This window comes from Streptomyces sp. NPDC031340, from assembly GCF_055569945.1.
Window position 1 is genome coordinate 203155 of sequence record NZ_JBVIIE010000006.1, and the last position, 18219, is coordinate 221373.

The 18219-nt window shown below is 72.8% G+C and carries 16 protein-coding genes; 7 read left to right on the forward strand and 9 right to left on the reverse strand.

The genetic code is table 11. The features are described 5' to 3' along the window. Positions 1 to 111: 111 nt before the first annotated feature. Both ACZ5GT_RS06490 and ACZ5GT_RS06495 read right to left on the reverse strand, forming a co-directional pair. The gene (locus ACZ5GT_RS06490; RefSeq protein WP_469015379.1) at positions 112 to 1464 is read right to left on the reverse strand and encodes an aminotransferase family protein; all 1353 of its coding nucleotides are present in this window, start codon (positions 1462 to 1464) and stop codon (positions 112 to 114) included. A 64-nt stretch (positions 1465 to 1528) separates the two neighbouring features. Then, a complete protein-coding gene (locus ACZ5GT_RS06495) occupies positions 1529 to 3001 on the reverse strand; it encodes an aldehyde dehydrogenase (protein WP_469015381.1) in 1473 nt (490 codons plus the stop codon). A gap of 242 nt (positions 3002 to 3243) precedes the next feature. On the opposite strand from ACZ5GT_RS06495, the gene ACZ5GT_RS06500 reads away from it, so the two are divergent. Beyond that, on the forward strand, positions 3244 to 3861 hold the full coding sequence (locus ACZ5GT_RS06500; RefSeq protein ID WP_469015384.1) for a TetR/AcrR family transcriptional regulator: 618 nt from the start codon (positions 3244 to 3246) through the stop codon (positions 3859 to 3861). A 49-nt stretch (positions 3862 to 3910) separates the two neighbouring features. On the opposite strand, the gene ACZ5GT_RS06505 is transcribed toward ACZ5GT_RS06500, so the two are convergent. The 6 genes from ACZ5GT_RS06505 to ACZ5GT_RS06530 all read right to left on the reverse strand — a co-directional run bounded on the left by ACZ5GT_RS06505 (position 3911) and on the right by ACZ5GT_RS06530 (position 9758). Beyond that, the gene (locus tag ACZ5GT_RS06505; RefSeq protein ID WP_469015391.1) at positions 3911 to 4837 is read right to left on the reverse strand and encodes a LysR family transcriptional regulator; all 927 of its coding nucleotides are present in this window, start codon (positions 4835 to 4837) and stop codon (positions 3911 to 3913) included. Positions 4838 to 5010: 173 nt separating this feature from the next. Next, positions 5011 to 6156 (reverse strand): M20 family metallopeptidase, encoded by a 1146-nt coding sequence (locus tag ACZ5GT_RS06510; RefSeq protein WP_469015396.1) that lies wholly within the window; start codon positions 6154 to 6156, stop codon positions 5011 to 5013. After that, complete coding sequence (locus ACZ5GT_RS06515) at positions 6156 to 6830, reverse strand: DUF1028 domain-containing protein (RefSeq protein ID WP_469015399.1); 675 nt, start codon at positions 6828 to 6830, stop codon at positions 6156 to 6158. Before ACZ5GT_RS06515 ends, ACZ5GT_RS06510 begins: the two co-directional genes overlap by 1 nt. Beyond that, entirely contained in the window at positions 6827 to 7297 is a 471-nt protein-coding gene (locus tag ACZ5GT_RS06520) for a RidA family protein (RefSeq protein WP_360754680.1), read from the reverse strand. Before ACZ5GT_RS06520 ends, ACZ5GT_RS06515 begins: the two co-directional genes overlap by 4 nt. 10 nt (positions 7298 to 7307) lie before the next feature. Further along, positions 7308 to 8624 (reverse strand): flavin-containing monooxygenase, encoded by a 1317-nt coding sequence (locus tag ACZ5GT_RS06525; protein WP_469015406.1) that lies wholly within the window; start codon positions 8622 to 8624, stop codon positions 7308 to 7310. A gap of 285 nt (positions 8625 to 8909) precedes the next feature. Then, positions 8910 to 9758 (reverse strand): sulfurtransferase, encoded by an 849-nt coding sequence (locus ACZ5GT_RS06530; RefSeq protein WP_469015409.1) that lies wholly within the window; start codon positions 9756 to 9758, stop codon positions 8910 to 8912. A 295-nt stretch (positions 9759 to 10053) separates the two neighbouring features. Between ACZ5GT_RS06530 and ACZ5GT_RS06535 the strand changes: the two genes are divergently transcribed. The 6 genes from ACZ5GT_RS06535 (at position 10054) to ACZ5GT_RS06560 (ending at position 16372) form a co-directional block, all read left to right on the forward strand. Next, complete coding sequence (locus ACZ5GT_RS06535) at positions 10054 to 10881, forward strand: VOC family protein (protein WP_469015412.1); 828 nt, start codon at positions 10054 to 10056, stop codon at positions 10879 to 10881. 46 nt (positions 10882 to 10927) lie between these two features. After that, complete coding sequence (locus ACZ5GT_RS06540; protein ID WP_469015415.1) at positions 10928 to 11467, forward strand: DUF6368 family protein; 540 nt, start codon at positions 10928 to 10930, stop codon at positions 11465 to 11467. A 118-nt stretch (positions 11468 to 11585) separates the two neighbouring features. Then, positions 11586 to 12527: a helix-turn-helix domain-containing protein gene (locus ACZ5GT_RS06545; RefSeq protein WP_469015421.1), complete on the forward strand. Its 942-nt coding sequence runs from the start codon at positions 11586 to 11588 to the stop codon at positions 12525 to 12527. Beyond that, entirely contained in the window at positions 12524 to 12739 is a 216-nt protein-coding gene (locus tag ACZ5GT_RS06550; protein ID WP_469015424.1) for a DUF397 domain-containing protein, read from the forward strand. The genes ACZ5GT_RS06545 and ACZ5GT_RS06550 overlap by 4 nt, the downstream gene beginning before the upstream one ends. A 95-nt stretch (positions 12740 to 12834) precedes the next feature. Further along, positions 12835 to 13677 carry a DUF8017 domain-containing protein gene (locus tag ACZ5GT_RS06555; protein WP_469015427.1) on the forward strand — a complete coding sequence of 281 codons (843 nt, stop codon included), beginning with the start codon at positions 12835 to 12837 and terminating at the stop codon, positions 13675 to 13677. Between the two features lie 76 nt (positions 13678 to 13753). Then, complete coding sequence (locus tag ACZ5GT_RS06560) at positions 13754 to 16372, forward strand: NACHT domain-containing protein (RefSeq protein ID WP_469015430.1); 2619 nt, start codon at positions 13754 to 13756, stop codon at positions 16370 to 16372. Here the strand turns inward: ACZ5GT_RS06560 and ACZ5GT_RS06565 are convergent. Beyond that, positions 16361 to 18052: a hypothetical protein gene (locus ACZ5GT_RS06565; RefSeq protein ID WP_469015434.1), complete on the reverse strand. Its 1692-nt coding sequence runs from the start codon at positions 18050 to 18052 to the stop codon at positions 16361 to 16363. The two genes, ACZ5GT_RS06560 and ACZ5GT_RS06565, sit on opposite strands and share 12 nt — an antisense overlap. Positions 18053 to 18219: the final 167 nt, after the last annotated feature.

The following is an 18219-nucleotide window of genomic DNA, read 5'->3' on the forward strand; positions in this document are numbered from 1 at the left end:
CGGACTGCGGGAAGGCGCGTGCGGGGCGCCGCGACGGTGTGGGGTCCGTGTCGGGTGGTGCTGTCCGGGTGCCGGGCCGGGCAGACCGGCCCGGCGCCCTCAGGAGTCGGTTCAGGCGGGGCGGATCTCGCCGTCGGGCGCGGTGCGTTCCAGGACGCCGCACAGGGCGTCGGCGACTTCCTCGGCCTCCGCCTCGGTCATGATCAGCGGCGGGGAGAGGACCAGGCTGTGGGCGGAGTCGCGGACGATGACTCCGGTCTCCCGCCGGATCACGTCGTGCGGCATCCGGTCGGGGTTCAGCGGCAGCGGGGTACGGGTGGCGCGGTCGGCGACGAGTTCGACGGCGAGCATCATGCCGACCGAACGGATCTCGCCGACCACCGGCAGGTCGCCCAGCCGGGCTTGAAGTCCGGCGTGGAGGAGGCCGCCGATGGTGGTGGCGCGGGCGAGCAGGTCCTCCTTCTCGATGAGGTCGAGGTTGGCGAGCGCCACCGCGGTGGCGACGGGGTGGCCGTTGTAGGTGTAGCCCATCGGGAAGCCGTGGTCGCGCAGCAGCACCTCGGCGACATGGTCGCCCACCAGCAGGGCGCCGAGCGGCACGTAGCCGGAGGTGATGCCCTTGGCGGTGACGATGATGTCCGGGGTGACGTCGAAGTACCGCGCGGCGAACCACTCGCCGACCCGGCCGTAGGCGGTGACGACCTCGTCGAAGATCAGCAGGATGCCGTGGCGGTCGAGGACCTCGCGCACCCGCGGCCAGTAGTCGGCCGGCGGCACCAGCATGCCGCCGACACCCATGATCGGCTCGCCGATCATCGCCGCGATGTTGTCCGCGCCGATCCGCGCGATGCGCTCCTCCAGTTCGCGGATCAGGAAGTCGGTCGGGTCCTCGCCGCCGTAGAGCTCGGTGCGGTACGGCCACGGCGGGGTGAGGTGGGAGACGTGCGGCATCATCGGGGCGAAGCCCTCGTGGTAGACGGGGAAGCCCGTGGCCGAGCCGCCGCCGTAGCCGATGCCGTGGTACGCCTTGTCGCGCGCCAGGATCCAGGTGCGGTTCGTGTCGCCCCGGCGGTGGTGGTAGTAGCGGGCCATCTTGATGGCCGCCTCGTTGCCCTCGGAACCGCCCGAGGTGAAGTACACGTGGTTCAGCGGGTCCGGGGCGATGGACGCGAGGCGGGCGGCCAGTTCGATCGCGCGGTCGTTGGAGAACTCCCAGAAGCTGGTGAAGTACTCCAGCTTCCGCATCTGCTCGTGCGCGACGTCGGCGAGCTCCGCGCGGCCGTGGCCCACCTGGGCCAGCCACAGGCCACCGGTGGCGTCGAGGTACGAGCGGCCCTCGGAGTCCGTCAGCCGGCAGCCGGACCCCTCCGTCATGATCACGCGCTCGGTGGCGGTGCCGGGCAGGTAGGGGTGGATGATGTGCTCGCGGTCCAGCCGGAGCAGTCGTGCGGCGTCGAGGGTCATGGGCGGGTGCGTCCTTTGCTCGAAGACGGGTGCGGGTGTCGGAGGTGGGCGGTGGCCGGCCAGGTCAGCCGTAGGCGATCCACGTGGTCTTCAGGCCGGTGTACTTGTCGAAGGAATGCAGCGAGAGGTCGCGGCCGTGGCCGGACTGCTTGAACCCGCCGAAGGGGGTGAAGGGGCTGAGCGCGTCGACGGTGTTGACCGACACGGTGCCCGCGTGCAGCGCGTCCGCGACCCGGTGGGCGCGGCCCAGGTCGCGCGTCCAGACGGACGCGGCCAGGCCGTACGCGGAATCGTTCGCCAGGTGGACCGCCTCCGCCTCGTCACGGAAGGGCAGCACCGTGAGGACGGGGCCGAACAGCTCCTCCCGGACGAGCGGGGCGTCCGCCGGCAGGCCGGTGACGACCGTCGGGTCGAGGTAGGCACCCGTACGGTCGGGGCGGGTGCCGCCGCACACGAGGGTGCCGCCGGACGCCCGGACAGCGGCGAGAATCCGCTCCACCTGCGCCTCGTCGACCAGCGGGCCGAGCCGGGTGGCGGGGTCGAGGGGGTCGCCCGGGGTCCAGGTGCCGGCGTGTTCGGCGACCCGCTCGGTGAACTCCGCCGCGACCGACGCCTCCACCAGCAGACGCGTGTTGGCCGAGCACACCTGTCCGGCGTTGTAGGCGAAGCCCCAGGCGGCGCGTTCCGCGGCGGCCTCCAGGTCGGCGTCGGCGAAGACCAGGTTGGGGCTCTTGCCGCCCGCCTCGGGCCACACCTGCTTCATGTTCGACTCGGCCGCATAGGCGAGGAAGCGTTTCGCCACCGCGGTCGAGCCGGTGAAGACCACCGTGTCCACGTCCGGGTGCAGGCCCAGCGCCCGACCGGTCACCTCGCCCCGGCCCGGGACCACGTTCAGGACCCCGTCGGGCAGGCCGGCCTCCGCCGCCAGCTCGGCCAGCCGCAGCGCCGACAGCGGCGACTGCTCGGCCGGCTTCAGCACGACGCTGTTTCCGGCCGCCAGCGCCGGGGCGAGCTTCCAGGTCGCGAGATCCAGAGGGAAGTTCCACGGCACCACCGCCCCGACCACCCCGAGCGGTGCGCGGCGCACCAGGGCGAGGTTGCCGGGCGGCGCCGGGGCGACCTCGTCGTAGAGCTTGTCGAGAGCCTCGGCGTACCAGGCGAACACACCGGCCGCACCGGGTACGTCGGTGCCGTAGGACTCCGCGACGGGCTTGCCCATGTCGAGGGTGTCGCACAGGGCGAGTTCCTCGCCGTGCTCCTCGATGAGCCGGGCGAGGGTGAGCAGGACGCGCTTGCGCTCGGCCGGCGCGGTACGCGACCAACGGCCGTCCTCGAAGGAGGTACGCGCGGCACGCACGGCCCGGTCCACGTCCGCCTCGGAACCGGCCGCCACCTCGGCGATCGTCTTGCCGGTCGCGGGGTTCACGCTGGGCAGCCAGGTGTCGTCCACGGGCCCGGTCCACCGGCCGTCGATGAACAGGCGCGTGCGGGGCTCCAGGCCGGCCGCGAGCCGCTGCCAGTGGTCGTACGTCGTCATGCTGTGGCCTTCGATCACGTCGTGGGACGGGGAACCTGCCCGCTCCCGTCGGAGCGGTACCTGTCGGGCATCCGGCCGAGCGGCTGAGAGCGGTGGCCCGGGAGGGAGACGCGATGGCTCGCCTCGCAGGCGTTCACCCGACTTCTTTGAGCCGCAATTCAAACAATCGATGAACCGGTCGTCAATGCTCCGGGCAGGCGCTTCTTGCCAAAGCCGACTCCGGTAACAGAGAATTAACGACCATGGGGAAAGTCGGTAGACCACGCAACCAGACGGCTCGCCGGGAAGCCCTCGTCCTCGCGGCAGGGCGCGCCATCGCGGAGCGCGGCCTCGAGGGTCTGCGCATCAAGGACATCGCGGACGCGGCAGGCGTCTCCCAGGGCTCGGTGCTGTACTACTACCCGGAGCTGGACGACCTGGTGCTCGAAGTGCACCGGGAGGCGGTGGAGAGCTACCTCTCCGCCCGGCAGAAGGCCTACGACGACGCGCCCGCCGCAGACCCCGCGGGACGGCTGCGCGCCCTCCTGGCGAGCGGTCTGCCGAACGCCACGGAGGACGAGGTCCACGGACTTCTCTACGAACTCCACCGCCGCGCCGGCCGCAGTCCCGGCCATGCCGAGCTGATGACCTCCCTGTACGCCCGGGAAGTGGCGCTCTACACGACCGCGCTGGAGGTCGGCTCCGCCACGGGCGTGTTCACCCTGGCCGCCGGCGCGCAGGAACTGGCGCACGGCCTGGTCGCCATGGAGGACGGCTACGGTCTGCACATCATCAGCCGCAACGCGGCGCTCGACCCCGACAAGGCCCGCCGGATGATCCTCGCGCACGCCAGAGCGGTGACGGGCTGCGCCGCGCTGTGACCGGGCGAGGAACGTCCCGGCCACCGTGAGCCGGCCGGGCGACCACCGTTCAGCCGGTCGCGTCCCGGGCGGCGATCTCCCGAAGCATGTCCATGACCGCGCGAGCCCGGGCGGTCTGCGTCACGCCCTTCAGGCGGACCAGCGCGACATCCAGGGCGGCCGTACGGTCACGCAGCCTGAGTTCCGCGATCTCGCCACCGCCGTAGGTCTGGCTGGTCGCCGGCCGCTGGTTCAGCACGGAGTAGCCCAGCCCCCGGCTCACCAGGGAGCGCACGGTCTCGTAGCTCTGGGTGCGATAACGCACGTCGGGTGTCACCCCGGCGGCGGCCAGCAGCGAGCGGAAGTAGTCACGGCTGTGCGGAAGGTCGAGCAGCACCATCGGCTCGTCGGCCAGTTCGGTCAGCTCCACGGAGTCCCGGCCGGCGAGCCGGTGACCCGCCGGGACGATGACGTGAGGCGGAGCCTGGGCGATCGACTCGGCGCCGAGGTCCGTCTCCGGAGCGAGCCCGAGATCGTAGGTCAGGGCGAAGTCGAGGCGCCCCGCGCGCAGCGCGGTGGCCAGCTGCTCCGTCTCCGCTTCCACGATGTCGATCTCGATACCCGGGTAGCGGACGGTGCATTCGCTGAACAAGGCGGGCAGGAAGTAGGGAGCCAGGGTCACGAAGCAGCCCACGGCCACCGGTCCGTAGAGCGTCTCTCCTTCCCCGCGGGCCTCCCGCTCGATCTCCTGCGCTCGCGACAGCAGATCGCGAGCCTGCTGCTGAAGGCGCTGCCCGGCGGGCGTCAGGGTGAGCCCCCGGCCTCTACGGCGGACGAACACCTGCACGCCCAGGTCGCGCTCCAGGTTGTGGACGGCCGCGGACACAGCGGACTGGGCGATGTGGAGCCGCGCCGACGCCACGGTGAGCGACCCGCACTCGGCGGCCACGAGGAAGTAGCGGAGCTGGACGAGCGTGAAACCCACCGCGGGCGTCATGTGCACCTCTTGTACCTGTGTCGCGGGACCGGGGCCGTTCTCGGCGCGACGCCTTCTTCCGCGACGGGCGTGACGGGCCGTCGACGCGGTGCCCGCACCGTGAGCGGGGCGCCGCCATCAGAATGCCTCACGGCGGCGACGGGCCGGCCTGCCGGGAGGGCCGGAGGGTCGGCTCACCGCGCGGAAGGTCCGGCGGGGGTGCCGGTGTCCACCGCGGTCCAGGCCAGGGCCACGGCCCCGTCGAGGAGAGCGCGTTCGGCCGTGCCGCCCACGCAGTACGCGGCGAACTCGTGCTGGTGGTTGGTGGCGGGCAGCGAGCCGATCCCGATGTACGGGTGGATGGCCGGCACGACCTGGGAGACATTGCCCATGTCGGTGGAGGCGCGGTTCATCCGCGCGGCCTGCCCGGGTGGCGCGAACTCGCGCCCCAGTGCCAGGGCGTTGGTCCGGTAGCGGGCGAGGGCGGCCTCGTCGGTGCGGAACTCCGCGTAGGGCTTGCTCTCCGGCTCGACCGTCAGCTCGCACCCGGTGGCGAGCGCCCCCGCCTCGAAGGCACGCATGACCCGCGGTTCCAGCTCGGCCAGCTCGGCGAGGGTCTCGGCCCGGACGTACCACCGGCCGCTGGTCCGCTCCGGGATCGCGTTCGGGGCGTCCCCGGCGTGGGTCACCACGCCGTGCACCCGTGCCGAGGCGGGCAGTTGCTGGCGCAGCAGCCCGATGGCGACCTGGGCCACCGTGAAGGCGTCGGCCGCGTTGACCCCTGCCTCCGGGTACGCCGCGGCATGCGCCGACTTTCCGGTGTAGGTGATCCGGGAGTGGCTGACCGCGAACGGACGGGCCTCGGCGACATCGACGGGCGCCGGATGCACCATCATCGCCAGGTCCACTCCGGCGAAGGCGCCCCGTTCGAGCATCTCGATCTTGCCGCCGCCGCCCTCCTCGGCCGGGGTGCCGTACACCTCGACCGTGAGGCCGACGTCGTCGGCGACCGTGGCCAGTCCGAGCGCCGCGCCCACCGCGCTCGCCGCGATGAGGTTGTGTCCGCAGGCATGGCCGAGGCCGGGCAGCGCGTCGTACTCGGCGCACAGCGCGACGCGCGTCGGCCCGCTGCCGAACCGGGCGAGGAAGGCCGTCTCCAGGCCCAGGTACGCCGGGGTGACATCGAATCCGGCGCGTTCCAGCAGCTCCGGTACGGCCGCCGCGGCCCGGTGTTCCTCCCAGGCCGTCTCCGGATCGGCGTGCAGCCGCTCGGAGAGGCGGATCAGCCGCTCCGCGTGCCGGTCGACCTCGCGGCGCGCCGCCTCCTTCGGTGTCCCCATCACAGATCACCCGGAACGCCGTACGAGGGCGCGGCAGCGGGATCGAGGCCGCGGCGCACGTAGTCGTCGCGCTGCGGCAGCCACACGCCGACCAGTTCGGCGAGCCGGTCCACCGGGTCATCGGCCCAGTCCACGCGCAGATCGGTGACACGCCAACCGGCGTCCGCGACGACCGCGAGGCCCGCGGAGCGCACCGGCCCCTCCTCGCCGCCGGCCTCGACGGCCGCCCGTAGCGCGGCCAGCAGGCGTTCCTCGAGCTCCCCCGTGGTCGCGGACCAGGCGTCGAGCATGGCCTGGGGTATGTGCTCGCCGGCCAGCATGTTGCCCGCCGCGACCGCGCCGTCCGCGGTGGCGGAGGCGTGGGTGCCCAGGGTGCGGGATCCGCTGAAGGCGTGGCCGGGGCCGGTGCGGCCGAGGACGGTCAGCTGCCGGTACTCGATGTTCGCCGCGTCCCGCCGGTCCGCCGTGACCTCGGCCAGTGCGCGCCCGGCGTCGCCGTGCTCGGCCAGGCGCTCCAGCAGTCTGGTGCCGAGGACGGGGTCGGTGACGTTCTGCGACGCCGCCGCGCCGACGCCGGGGCGCAGATGGGCGACGCGGGCGGCGACGGCGGGGCTGGAGGAGCTGACCACGACGCCGAACCGCTTCCCGTCCCGGACCACCAGGGAGAACGTCACCGTCGTCCCTCCCCCGGGATCACCGCGATCGCGTCGATCTCGCACAGCCACTCCGGCCGGGCCAGGGCGGAGACGACCAGACCGGTGGAGATCGGGTGCACGCCCTTCGTCCAGCGGCCCACGGTGCGGTAGACCGCCTCGCGGTAGCGCGGGTCCACCAGGTAGACGGTCAGCTTGACCAGGTGTTCCATCCGGCTGCCCGCTTCTTCGAGCAGCATCTTGATGTTGGCCATCGCCCGCTCGGCCTGCGCTTCGGCGTCGCCGATCCCGACGGACTCGCTGGTGTCGAGGTCCTGACCGATCTGGCCCCGCACGTACACCGTGTCGCCGGCGACCACGGCCTGGCAGAGGTCGTTGTCCAGGTTCTGCTCGGGATAGGTGTCGCGGGTGTTGAAGGGCCGGATCCGGGTGTGGCCGCCGGCCACGATCGGGGCGTTCGCGCTGCGGCCCTCGTTCGCGGAGGTCATGGTCTGCTCCTCAGCTCTTCGCGCAGGCCGGCGCGGCGCCGGTCCGGTCGGTGGTGGCGTGGGGGGTGGTGGCGTGGGGGGTGGTGGCGTGGGCGAGGTATCCCCGCCGGATGCCGATGTGGTCGGCGACGTACCGGGCGTCGTGCCAGACGCCCCAGATGAAGCTCGACCCGCGCCGGGAGAGCCACGGCAGGCCGAGGAAGTACACACCGGGTTCACGGGAGACCCCCCGGCGCTGGTCGGGCCGGCCCTTCTCGTCGAAGGCGTCGACCTCCAGCCAGCCGTAGTCGGCGGCGAAGCCCGTCGCCCAGATGATCGAGGTGACACCGGCCGCGGCCAGGTCCAGCTCCAGCAGCGGGTCGGTCACGCTGTCCGGTTCCGGACCCAGCACGTGGGCCTCGGGCTCCTCGGGGAGGTCGAGGCCGTTGCGCGTGACGTACTCGTCGGCCGCCTTCAGCAGGGCCAGATACTTCGCGTCGCCGGCCGCGATGTGCTCGGCCAGGTCCGGGGCGAAGCGCAGCACACCGCCGTCGTACCCCGCTGTCATGCCGGCCAGCCGGATGCCGGCGGCGGCGAGGGTGCGGAAGTCGACCGTGCGGCCGCCGTGGGCGCCGCTGACCGCGATGGTCACGTGCTCGGCGCCCTGCGCGGGCGTCTCCGCGTCCCACAGCCCCAGCACCCCCAGCCACCAGCAGAAGTCACGCCCGCGGTACCGGCGGGGAGGACGGTCGTGGGGGCCGACGGAAAGGAAGACGCGGCGGCCCGACCGGCGCAGCTCGTCCGCGATCTGGACCCCCGAGGAGCCCGCCCCGACCACCAGGACCGCGCCCTCGGGCAGTTGCTCCGGATTGCGGTACGCGCTGGAGTGGATCTGCACGGGGACGGCGCCGTCCGGGACGATCGGCGGAATCACGGGCCGCTGGAAGGGCCCCGTCGCCGCGACGACGAAACGCGCGTCGATGGTGCCGTCCGACGTCTCGACCCGGAAGCCGGGCCGGTCCGCGTGCCGACGCACCGACGTCACCTCGACACCGCATCTGACCGGGGCGCCGATCTTCTCGGCATAAGCGGCGAAGTAGTCCGCGACCTGCTCCTTCGAGGCGAAGGAGTCGGGGTCGACATCGGGGAACTCCAGCCCCGGGAACCGGTCGTGCCACGCGGGTCCGTTCGCGACCAGTGAGTCCCACCGCTCGGAACGCCACCGCTCGGCGACCCGGTGCCGCTCCAGGACCACATGCGGGACTCCCAGAGCTGTCAGGTGCTCGCTCATCGCGATACCCGCCTGCCCTGCCCCGACCACGACCACGTCGGTCTCTTCGCTCGCCATCTCAGCCTCCGCACAGCGGTGTTCCGTTCCGGTGCGGTTTTCACCGGCGCCGCTCAGGCCATCCTGGAATCGACCTCGAAAGCTGTCCAACAGTTGTTTTCGACGTGGGTCATCGGATTTACAGATGGGTCGGTCGGTCCCGCTCCGCTTTCGACAGGCCTCCTGGTGATCGGTTCGGTTCGCACCGCCGACCTGCCAAGAGGCCCTGTTGTCATCCGCCGGCCCGCGCGGGAGGCCTCCCGGCCGACGTCGCCGGGCCGGCGTTGCCGGGACGACGTCGCCGGGCTACTGCGGGTCCGGTCCGACCGCCACCGGCCGGGACGGGTCCGCGGACCACTCCGACCACGAACCCACGTACAGGGCGGCCGGAATGCCCGCGACCGCCAGGGCCAGCACCTCGTGCGCCCCCGACACGCCCGAGCCGCAGTACACGCCGACCTCGCGGTCGCCGGAAGCGCCGAGGGACGTGAAGCGTTCGGCCAGTTCCTCGGCGGCCAGGAACCGCCCGTCGGGCCCGACGTTCTCGTTCGTGGGCGCGGAGACGGCCCCCGGGATGTGGCCGCCGACCCGGTCGATCGGCTCCACGTCGCCGCGGTAGCGCTCGCCCGCCCGCGCGTCGAACAGCACCCCGGACCGCGCCAGCGCGGCCGCACCGTCCGCGTCGAGGAGCCCCTCCCCCGGCTTCGGCTCGAAATCGCCCTCGTCCGGGGCGGGCACCGCCGTCTCCAAGTCGCCCTCCCAGGACGGCAACCCGCCGTCGAGGACCCGCACGTCCGGGTGACCCGTCCAGCGCAGCAGCCACCATGCGCGGGCCGCGGCCCAGCCCTGCCCGCCGTCGTAGACGACCACCGGCCGTCCGGCCGACACGCCCGCCCGCCGCATCGCCGCGCCGAACTCGCCGAGGTCGGGCAGCGGATGGCGGCCACGTTCGCCGGGTGCGGAGGCGAGTTCGGCGTCGAGGTCGACGTAGACGGCGCCGGGCAGGTGGCCGGCCGCGTATTCGGCGCGCCCGTCGAAAGGCGGCTCCCCGGCTGCCTTGGCGAGGCTGAGCTGCCAGCGGACGTCCAGCAGCACGGGCGGGCGCGGGCCCGCCAGTTCGCCCGCGAGTTCGGAGGCGGAAATGATGGCGTTCATGGCCACCATCCTCGCCCATGGGGTGGCCGCTTCGCCCGAGTCGGGCTACTCTGCTCGGCCGGGCGGGCGATCACCAAACGTACGGGTTCGGACACATGCTGTACAGGTGATCGACACCCTTGGGCAAACGCATGGAAACGGGCCGGCGGCCACACTTTCGGCACACTCCGGACGCCGGCCTTCGCGCGGCGGCGCGCCCAACCGCGCGCCACCGGGGGTGGTGCGAGCATCAACACCGAAGTCCTGCACAGCGGAAGCGACACGGCCACCGCGAGGGGCCGGGGAGAGAGCGACGATGACCGAGTCACGGGGGACGGCAGGCCCGAACGGCGGGAGGCTCACTCGGCACGCGCCGGGCACGCCCTGCTGGGTGAGCCTGATGGTGCACGGGCTGGCCGCGACGCAGGACTTCTACGCAGCCCTGTTCGGCTGGGAGTTCGCACCGGGCCCCCAGCAACTCGGCCCGTACGTCCGAGCCCTGCGGGACGGCGACGGTCAGGAAGTCGCCGGAATCGGCCAGTTGCCGCCGGACCTCCATCTGCCCGTCGCGTGGACGCCGTACCTCGCCTCGGACGACGTGGACGGGACGGCGGAGACGGTACGGCTGTGCGGCGGCACGGTCGGCGTGGGCCCCCTGGACGCGGGCGAGGCCGGACGCCTCGCGCTCGCCTCCGACCCCTCCGGCGCGGTCTTCGGCATCGCGCAGGCGTCGGCGCACCCGGGCCCGGCCGTCACCGGCGTGCCCGGCACCCCCGTCTGGAACGAACTGGTGACCTTCGAGCCCAAGAGCGTCGCGAAGTTCTACGAGACGGTGTTCGGCTACGAGGAGGGCCCGGACTCCGCTTCCGCCGACGCCGCTTCCGCCGACGGCGACCGCGTGACCCTGCGGGTCGACGGCCACCCGGTCGCCGGCATCCACGGCGTGGGCAACGCCCTCCCCCGCGACCGGGGTTCGCACTGGACGACGTACTTCGAGGTCGCCGACGCCGCCGAGGCGACCGCCCGCCTCGTCCACCTCGGCGGCCACGTCCTCGAACCACCCCACGACAGCCCGGACGGCCGCGTGTCCGCGGTGGCGGATCCGGAGGGGGCGCGGTTCGCCCTGCTGGAACGGGGGCGTTGACCGAATTTCGGGGCGGTGACGGAGCCGGTCGAACTAGGCTCGCGGCATGTCCGGCCCGACGTTGGTGATCGAGTTGGCGGAGCCTCTCTCCCCCGCTGCGCTGCGAAGGTTCCGCGCGTTGATGGTGGAGCTCTCCTCCCGTTTCGACGAGTGGCGGCCGTGGTTCTTCGACGTCAACGTGCCCGCCGAGCGACTGAGCGTCCAGGGCAAGCGGGAGGACGACTCGCATCGGCCCTTCCTGGTCCACTTGATGGGGCCGGGCGTCGGCGACGAGAGCACCTTCGAGGCCGAGCACGCGGACGAGCCCGAGGTCGAGGCCGTCCTGGGCTTCAGGCCGACCCATGCCGTCAATGTCAGCGCCGGCTGCAACCGCGAGATCGACCACGTGGCCACGGCCCTGCTGACCGCCGCCGTCATGGACGTCATCGGGGGCGTGGCCAACGCCGAACTGCTCGACGGACAGGCGTCGGTCGTCGCAGGCCTTCCGGGCGTGCTGGGGATCACGGAGGACGCCTGGACGGCACTGGGAACGGCGGAGTTCCTGCGGGCCTGGGCCGGACACCCCGCCTTCCGGCTGGTCAAGTAGCCCACCCTCTCGCCGCAGGGACAGGAGGCGGCTGTACCGACGCTGTACGCAGGAGTACGAGCTGCGCGCCGTTACGGCTTCCCGCGCGGGGGCGTTGGGCTCAAGAGGCGGTGGTGAGATGAGTGAGCGCAAGAGTGCGGCGGCGGGGGCCGAGGCGGCTTCCGGGGAGCAGGGGAACGGCGACGGCGCGGGAGCGGCGGTCGTGAGTCTCGGGGACGGTTGGGAGAACGACGGCGGGGCCGGGCGGCGGCCGGAGGACGAGGCGGGGAGGGGTGTCGTCGTCGCGTTCGGGCAGACCATGAAGACCCTGCGGCTTCGGGAGGGGATGGAACGCGAGGAGTTCGGCAGGCGGCTCGGGTACTCGGCGTCCACGATCGCGTCGTTCGAGCAGGGTAGGCGGATTCCGTCGCCCCGGACGATCGAGCGGGCGGACGAGGTACTGAGGGCGGGCGGGTTGCTGTGCCTGTGGAAGGAACAGGTGGAGCGGGCTCAGTATCCGGTGTTCTTCCGGGGCATGGCGGTCTTGGAGAAGGAGGCAGTTGAGCTGCTCTCCTACGACACTCTTGTGGTCAAGGGGTTGCTCCAGACCGAGGAGTACATGAGGGCGTTGCTGGGGATGCGACGCCCACCCCTGGACCAGGAAATCGTCGAACAGCGGGTGGCAGCACGGCTGGCCCGACAGGACATCTTCGACCGGCGGCCCGCCCCGCTGCTCAGCTTCGTGATGGACGAGTCGGTGTTGCGGCGCTGGTACGGGGGCAGGGACGTGCTGCGAGGGCAGCTGGAGCAACTCCATTTGATCGGTCAGAAACCGAACGTCGAGATCCAAGTCATGCCGCTTCGATGCGAGGAAAGTGCGGGTGTGGACGGGCCGTTCACAGTCGTCACGCAAAAGGGCGGCAAGAAGTTCGTGTATGTCGAGGCCCAGGGCACCAGTGCTCTTCAGACGGACCCGGATCAAGCGGCTCTCGCCGCCGCCCGCTATGGGATTATCCGATCTCAGGCTCTCACTCCGCGAGAGTCGTTGGCGTTCATCGAAGGGTTGCTGGGAGAGCTATGAAAAACGCTGAGTCCTCGACCGTCGCCTCCAGCCTCACCTGGTTCAAGAGCAGCTACAGCGGAGCCGAGGGCGGCGACTGCGTCGAGGTTGCGGCTGCCACGGCAGTTGTGCACGTCCGGGACTCGAAAGCTGAGGCCGGTCCCACGCTCGCCGTCTCGCGTGAGGCGTGGGCGGGCTTCGTCGGGCTGGCCTCATCGGAGCGGCGCGTCTGACGCTCGTACGGTTGTCAGAGCCCTGCCGATTCCTTTCGGACGGCGGGGCTCTCGCACAGGACGCTCAAGGGGCAGCTTCACTAGGGTGGCTGACCATGCGGTCAGGACAGCCGCCGGGTGGCGGGGGTGGTGGGAACCGGGCGAAGGCCGTTGCGGTCGCTGCGGCGACGGCCGTGATGGTCGTCGCCGGCGTCACCGGCTCGCTGCTCCTGGGGGACGGCAACGCCGACGGCGGCAGCAGCGACACGAAGGCGTCGGCGAGTGCGCCGCGCAGCGTGACGGCATCCGCGTCGGCGTCCGGCGGGGCCGCGGAGAAGCCGACCGTCCCGGGGTGGAAGGTCGTCGTCAGCCCCGATTGGGGAACGGCCTTCGACGTGCCGCCGGACTGGGACGTCAAGTCGCCGGGCCTGCTGGTCGGCTTCGACGACCCCAAGGCCGATGACGGCGGCGCCGAGAACGGGGGCAAGCTCATCATCGCCATGAGCGCCCCGGCGATCTTCCGGGACAACCTGTGCCTGTCCGACACCGACAAGGACGGGCGCGTGGAGAGCACCGCGCTGGCGGTGGCGGGCACCAAGGGCGCCGAGGGCTCCAAGAGCACCGGCGATGCCGCCCTGAACCTGGCGTACGGGTGGGTGCACGCCGGTTACACGCAGCTCGACAGGAAGAGCATCATCGCCGACAGGACGGCGAAGCCGTACACGACGAAGTCCGGTGTCGAGGGCAGCATCGCCTGGGCCCGGTCCGAGAACACGCCGGACAAGAGCAAGTGCGCGACCGACGGCAAGGCCGTCGCCTTCGGCTTCAGGAACTCCGCGGGCGGCCTCGTCGCGTGGTGCCTGTTCGGCGCCACGGGTGTGAAGGGCGAGCTGCCGGACTCGACGATCATGAAGATCCTCAGCACGGTGCGGCTCCACGGGACGCCGACGGAATCCTGATCCCGCATCAGTGACATCAGTGACGGTGCGGTGACCATGAGTACAGTGGGACGGGCGACGACGGGGGCGGGCGTAGATGTCGAGGCAGACGGGGTCAGGCGGTGAGCGGCCGCAGATCACCAACACCGCGGTCGACTGCACTGCCGAGTACCTGATCCAGATCGGGATCCTCCAGGGCGACCTCAACGTCAGCCTGCGGGTGGACGCTCCCGATGACGACGCCCCGCTGGCGGCGGCCGAGCGGAGACTCGCGCGCAGCCTGCTGTACCGCTGGCGGGCCGAGGCCGACGCCTGGGACATGACCGACCCGCAGCCGCTGCCCGTGCGCTGGACGCCCAGCCACCGGGTGGCGTCCGCCGGGGAGTACATCCCGGCGGGCTCCGGTACGGACACCATCGCCGGGGCGTTCCTGCGGCTCGGCCCCCGGCGGCGACTGGTCGTGCTCGGCACCGCGGGGTCCGGCAAGACCGTCCTGTCGGTGCTGCTCACCCTCGAACTGCTCGCCCGCCGGCTCACCCAGGGCGAGCACGAGGTGCCCATCCCGCTCGTGCTGTCGCTGGAGTCCTGGGACACCCGGCGGCAGTCGCTGACCGAGTGGCTGGTGGACCGGCTGCACCAGGACCACCCCGGTCTGCCGCCCGTGGACGGCGTGCACCCGGCCCGCCGGCTGGTCCTGGACCGGCGGGTGCTGCCCGTCCTCGACGGCCTCGACGAACTCCCCGAGCACCGCCGCGCCGAGGTCCTCGACGTCCTCAACTCCGGCCTCGGCGGCGACGGGGACGCCGTGCTCGTCTCCCGCACGGCCGAGTACGCCGAACTCGACGGGCAGGGTATGGGCCTGCGGCACGCCACCGTCATCGAGTCGCTGCCGCTGCGTCCGGACGAGGTGGCCGGCTACCTCCGCAGGGCCCGGCCGCGGGCCCGCGCCGCCGCCTGGGCCGGCCTGCTGGACACCCTCCGCGCGCAGCCCTCCGCACCGGTCTCCTGGGCCCTGACCAGTCCCCTGATGGTGTGGCTGGTGCGCCGCTCCTACGAGCAACCCCCGTCCGATCCCAATGAGTTGGCGGACCGGGAGCGGTTCCCGACCCGGGAGGCGGTCGAGGCTCACCTGCTCGACCGGATCGTGCCCGCCGCGTTTCCGGCACGGCCGCCGGAGCCCGGCCGGCTGCACCCGCCCCGCCGCTGGGACACCGAACGGGCGGACGCCTGGCTGTCGTACCTGGCGCTGCTGCTCAGCCGCCGGGAGGAGTCCGAGCTCGCCTGGTGGCGGCTGTACGCGGCGCCGTTGCCCCGGCTGCTCGCGGTGCCCGCGCTGATGGCGGCCGGCATCCTGCTCTCGTTCGTCATCCGGGCAGCCATGGCCGGCTATGTAAAGACCTCCCCGCTGGGTCACATCAGCGTCACGACCGACGTCATGTTCGGGGTCATCCTGGCGGCGCTCGCGCGGACCGTCACCGCGGGCTGGTTCGGCCAGCGGCTCGCCGAGCCCCGCCGCAGCGCCAACCCGCTGCTGTTCATCCACGCGCTGCGCTCCGTCGACCGGCACGCGCGGGTCGGCCCGCAGGTCCGCCTCGCGGCGCTCACCGGCGGCCCCGCCCTCGTCGTCCTCCTCCTCGGGCTGTACGTCTTCTGGACGCCGGACCCGGCCCTGGTCATGCTCGCGATCGGTGCCGTGCTGCCGATCCTGCTGATGGTCGTGTACGCAGCGCCCGCCGACACCGTGGACGCCGCCACCCCCGGCGAACTCCTGCGCGGCGAACAGACCGCGCTCGTCACCACGGTGACGCTCGTGGCCCCCCTCATCGGCGCCGGCGCCGGTTCGTTCTTCTGGCTCGACGCGCGCGGCTCGGGCAGTTGGTGGCCGGCGTTCGGCACCTGGGCCGGTGCGTCCGCGATGTTCGTGCTGCTCAGTCCGTGGAGCCGCTGGATCCTCGCCAAGTGCTCGCTGGCGGCGGCCGGACGGGTGCCCTGGGCTCTGATGACCTTCCTCGGGGACGCGCGGACGGCGGGCCTGCTGCAACTGTCGGGCGGCACGTACCGGTTCCGCAACCGCAGGCTCCAGGAGCATCTGGCGGGGCGGCGCGCCCGGGAGCGCGGCACGGCGGCCGTACCCGAGCCGCCGCGCGTCCTCGCGCTCGCGGCCTCGCGGGACTTCACCGTGGAGAGCACCGCGGACCGTTACCACCTCCGTGGGCGCTCCCGCAGGCTGCCGCTGGCCCACTGGGCGGTGCTGGGCCCGCTCATGACCGTCTTCCTGGTGCGCTTCACCGTGGCCGGCCAGTGGCGCGAGCTCCCTGCGTGGGCGTCGATACTGTGGCTGCCTTTCCTCGGCGTCCTGATCACCGTGATCGGGTTCCTCATGCCGCGCCGGCGGATCGAGCTGGAGGTCACCCGGGACGGCGTCACCTCCGTCACCGGGCGCAGGCGCCGCTCCTACACCTGGCGGCACGTCGAGGAGATCACCGTGCGCCGGGTGAACGTCCGGGGGCAGGACGCGGGCTTCTACGCGCTCCAGGTCCGGCCGACCCCCGACGCCCCGCGCCCACCGCGCCGCTCCCGCCTGGGCGACGGCTGGTACCTGGTGCTGCCGCTCGGCTTCACCCCGGACGTCGACGACCGGCTGAACAGCGCGCTGGCCGGCTTCGCCGGGCCGCGCTGGACGCACCGGACAGGACCCCGGCCCTCAGCAGAGTGACTCGGACGCTCCGGCGGCCGTGAGCAGGGCCAGGCAGCGGGACGTCACCGTGTGCCCGTCCTCGGTGGCGTCGACGGCGTAGGCGACCGGGGCGCGGCCCGCGGCGCCGCCCGGCGCCGTGATCCGCCAGCGCGCCTCGTACGCGTCCTGGGCCCGCAGCACGCGGGGCGGGCGTCCCACGAGCGTGGCGTGCCAGCCGGCGGGCAGCAGGGGCGGCCGTACGGCGATGGCGAGGTCGCGGGCGGTGGTGTTCTCGATGCGCAGCCGGCCGCCGTCGGCCGGGTGCAGGCGCAGGGCGTCGGAGCTGGCCCAGCGGATGTTGAACTCGCGCAGGCGTTGCTTGTTCTTCTTGTGCTTGTCCCACGAGAAGTCGACACCGAAGCGGAGGGAGTCGACGGTGTACCGGTAGGGGATGTCGTAGCCGTACGTCGTGGCGAGGTACTTGCTGCCTCCCACCGTGTGCTCGCGCCAATCGCCGGAGCCGCGACTCCACACGGTACGCGCGCCGACCTGACCCTCGAGGTCGAAGCTCGGCTCGAAGAATTCCTCGACGCTGTCCGGGTCGAAGTCCACCGAGACCTCGCTCAGCGGCAGTGGCATCCCGAAGTCGACGCGCAGCCAGTTGTCCTTCTTCGGAGCGCCGGTGACCGACCAGTATCCGGTGTGCCCGGGCAGTGCCGCCGAGGGCGGGTGTCCCGGGTCCGCGTAACTGACTCTGATCCGGGGCCAGTCGGGGGTCGCGGCGGCCATGAGGTCGACCTGGTGGACGGAACCGGTCAGCGGGTGCCGCCACTTGTCATAGGCGGCGGGCAGACCGAGGAGCGCCCGCGGTGGCAGGGCGCCCGCCTGCAGCAGGACCAGGACGAGCGGCACGGCCGCGAACCCGGCGAGGTGGGCGAGCAGCAGTCCGTGGCGGGCCACGCGGTGGCGCGGCAGCCGCACCACGACGCCTCCTGGACGGCGCACGGGCGGTGGGGCGGTGATCCCGGCCGGGCCCGGGGTGCCGCGGGTCCCGGCCAGCCACTGCGGGATCCCGGCGAGAGCGGAGGCCGGGAGGCACCGCACCGGGATGCCGGTGGCGTCGAGGGCGCGCAGCAGATGGCCGCCGTCGGCCGCTGCCAGCTCGGCGCGTACGGCGGTGTCGTCACCGCGGGCTGCCCGGGTGTACAGCAGCGCGAGACGGCGTGGGCGGCGGCGCGCGGGCAGGGCGCTCAGGACGTGCAGCACGCGGGTGACAGCGTGCACGGCGGCGCTGTGCGCGGCCGGGTCGTCCACCACCAGGAGCAGCCCGTCGGACCGGCCCAGGATCTCCAGCCGGGCCACCGACTCCTGGCTGCGGTAGGCGTCACCGGGCGGGTCGAACCACAGCAGGGGCAAGCGGCCCGTGCGCACCAGCGGCGGTTCGCTGTCGGGCGGGGCGCCCAGGGCGGTCAGGCCCTGCCGGTGGACGCCGGTGCGCTGCGCGGGCGGGCCGCCGACGAGTACCACCACGCGGGCCCGCTGGTATCCGGCGGGCAGCGGGTTCCGGCAGTGCGGGCAGCACGCGTCCAGGCGGCGGACGCCGAGGACGGCGGGGAGACGGGTGCCGCAGCGGCAGCGGTGGTGCAGCGCGCCGTACCGGTTCGGGGTCAGCGCGGCGTGCCGGGCGCCGCAGCGGGGGCACAGGCGTACCGGGCGCACGACGGTGCGTCCGCAGCCGCTGTACGGGCACGGCGCCGGGGGGGGGGGGGGGGGGGGGGGGGGGGGGGGGAGGGGGGGGGGGGAGAGGGGGGGGGGGGGGGGGGGGGGGGAGGGGGGGAAGAGAGAGAAGGGAGGGAGGTCTTATCCCCACCCCAGCGGAGAAGGTA

What these genes read in the sequence shown, in the direction of transcription:
- ACZ5GT_RS06490 (WP_469015379.1), bottom strand. Translation starts at nt 1,464, where the DNA reads ATGACCCTCGACGCCGCACGACTGCTCCGGCTGGACCGCGAGCACATC.
- ACZ5GT_RS06495 (WP_469015381.1), bottom strand. Translation starts at nt 3,001, where the DNA reads ATGACGACGTACGACCACTGGCAGCGGCTCGCGGCCGGCCTGGAGCCC.
- ACZ5GT_RS06500 (WP_469015384.1), top strand. Translation starts at nt 3,244, where the DNA reads ATGGGGAAAGTCGGTAGACCACGCAACCAGACGGCTCGCCGGGAAGCC.
- ACZ5GT_RS06505 (WP_469015391.1), bottom strand. Translation starts at nt 4,837, where the DNA reads ATGACGCCCGCGGTGGGTTTCACGCTCGTCCAGCTCCGCTACTTCCTC.
- ACZ5GT_RS06510 (WP_469015396.1), bottom strand. Translation starts at nt 6,156, where the DNA reads ATGGGGACACCGAAGGAGGCGGCGCGCCGCGAGGTCGACCGGCACGCG.
- ACZ5GT_RS06520 (WP_360754680.1), bottom strand. Translation starts at nt 7,297, where the DNA reads ATGACCTCCGCGAACGAGGGCCGCAGCGCGAACGCCCCGATCGTGGCC.
- ACZ5GT_RS06525 (WP_469015406.1), bottom strand. Translation starts at nt 8,624, where the DNA reads ATGGCGAGCGAAGAGACCGACGTGGTCGTGGTCGGGGCAGGGCAGGCG.
- ACZ5GT_RS06530 (WP_469015409.1), bottom strand. Translation starts at nt 9,758, where the DNA reads ATGAACGCCATCATTTCCGCCTCCGAACTCGCGGGCGAACTGGCGGGC.
- ACZ5GT_RS06535 (WP_469015412.1), top strand. Translation starts at nt 10,054, where the DNA reads ATGACCGAGTCACGGGGGACGGCAGGCCCGAACGGCGGGAGGCTCACT.
- ACZ5GT_RS06540 (WP_469015415.1), top strand. Translation starts at nt 10,928, where the DNA reads ATGTCCGGCCCGACGTTGGTGATCGAGTTGGCGGAGCCTCTCTCCCCC.
- ACZ5GT_RS06545 (WP_469015421.1), top strand. Translation starts at nt 11,586, where the DNA reads ATGAGTGAGCGCAAGAGTGCGGCGGCGGGGGCCGAGGCGGCTTCCGGG.
- ACZ5GT_RS06550 (WP_469015424.1), top strand. Translation starts at nt 12,524, where the DNA reads ATGAAAAACGCTGAGTCCTCGACCGTCGCCTCCAGCCTCACCTGGTTC.
- ACZ5GT_RS06555 (WP_469015427.1), top strand. Translation starts at nt 12,835, where the DNA reads ATGCGGTCAGGACAGCCGCCGGGTGGCGGGGGTGGTGGGAACCGGGCG.
- ACZ5GT_RS06560 (WP_469015430.1), top strand. Translation starts at nt 13,754, where the DNA reads ATGTCGAGGCAGACGGGGTCAGGCGGTGAGCGGCCGCAGATCACCAAC.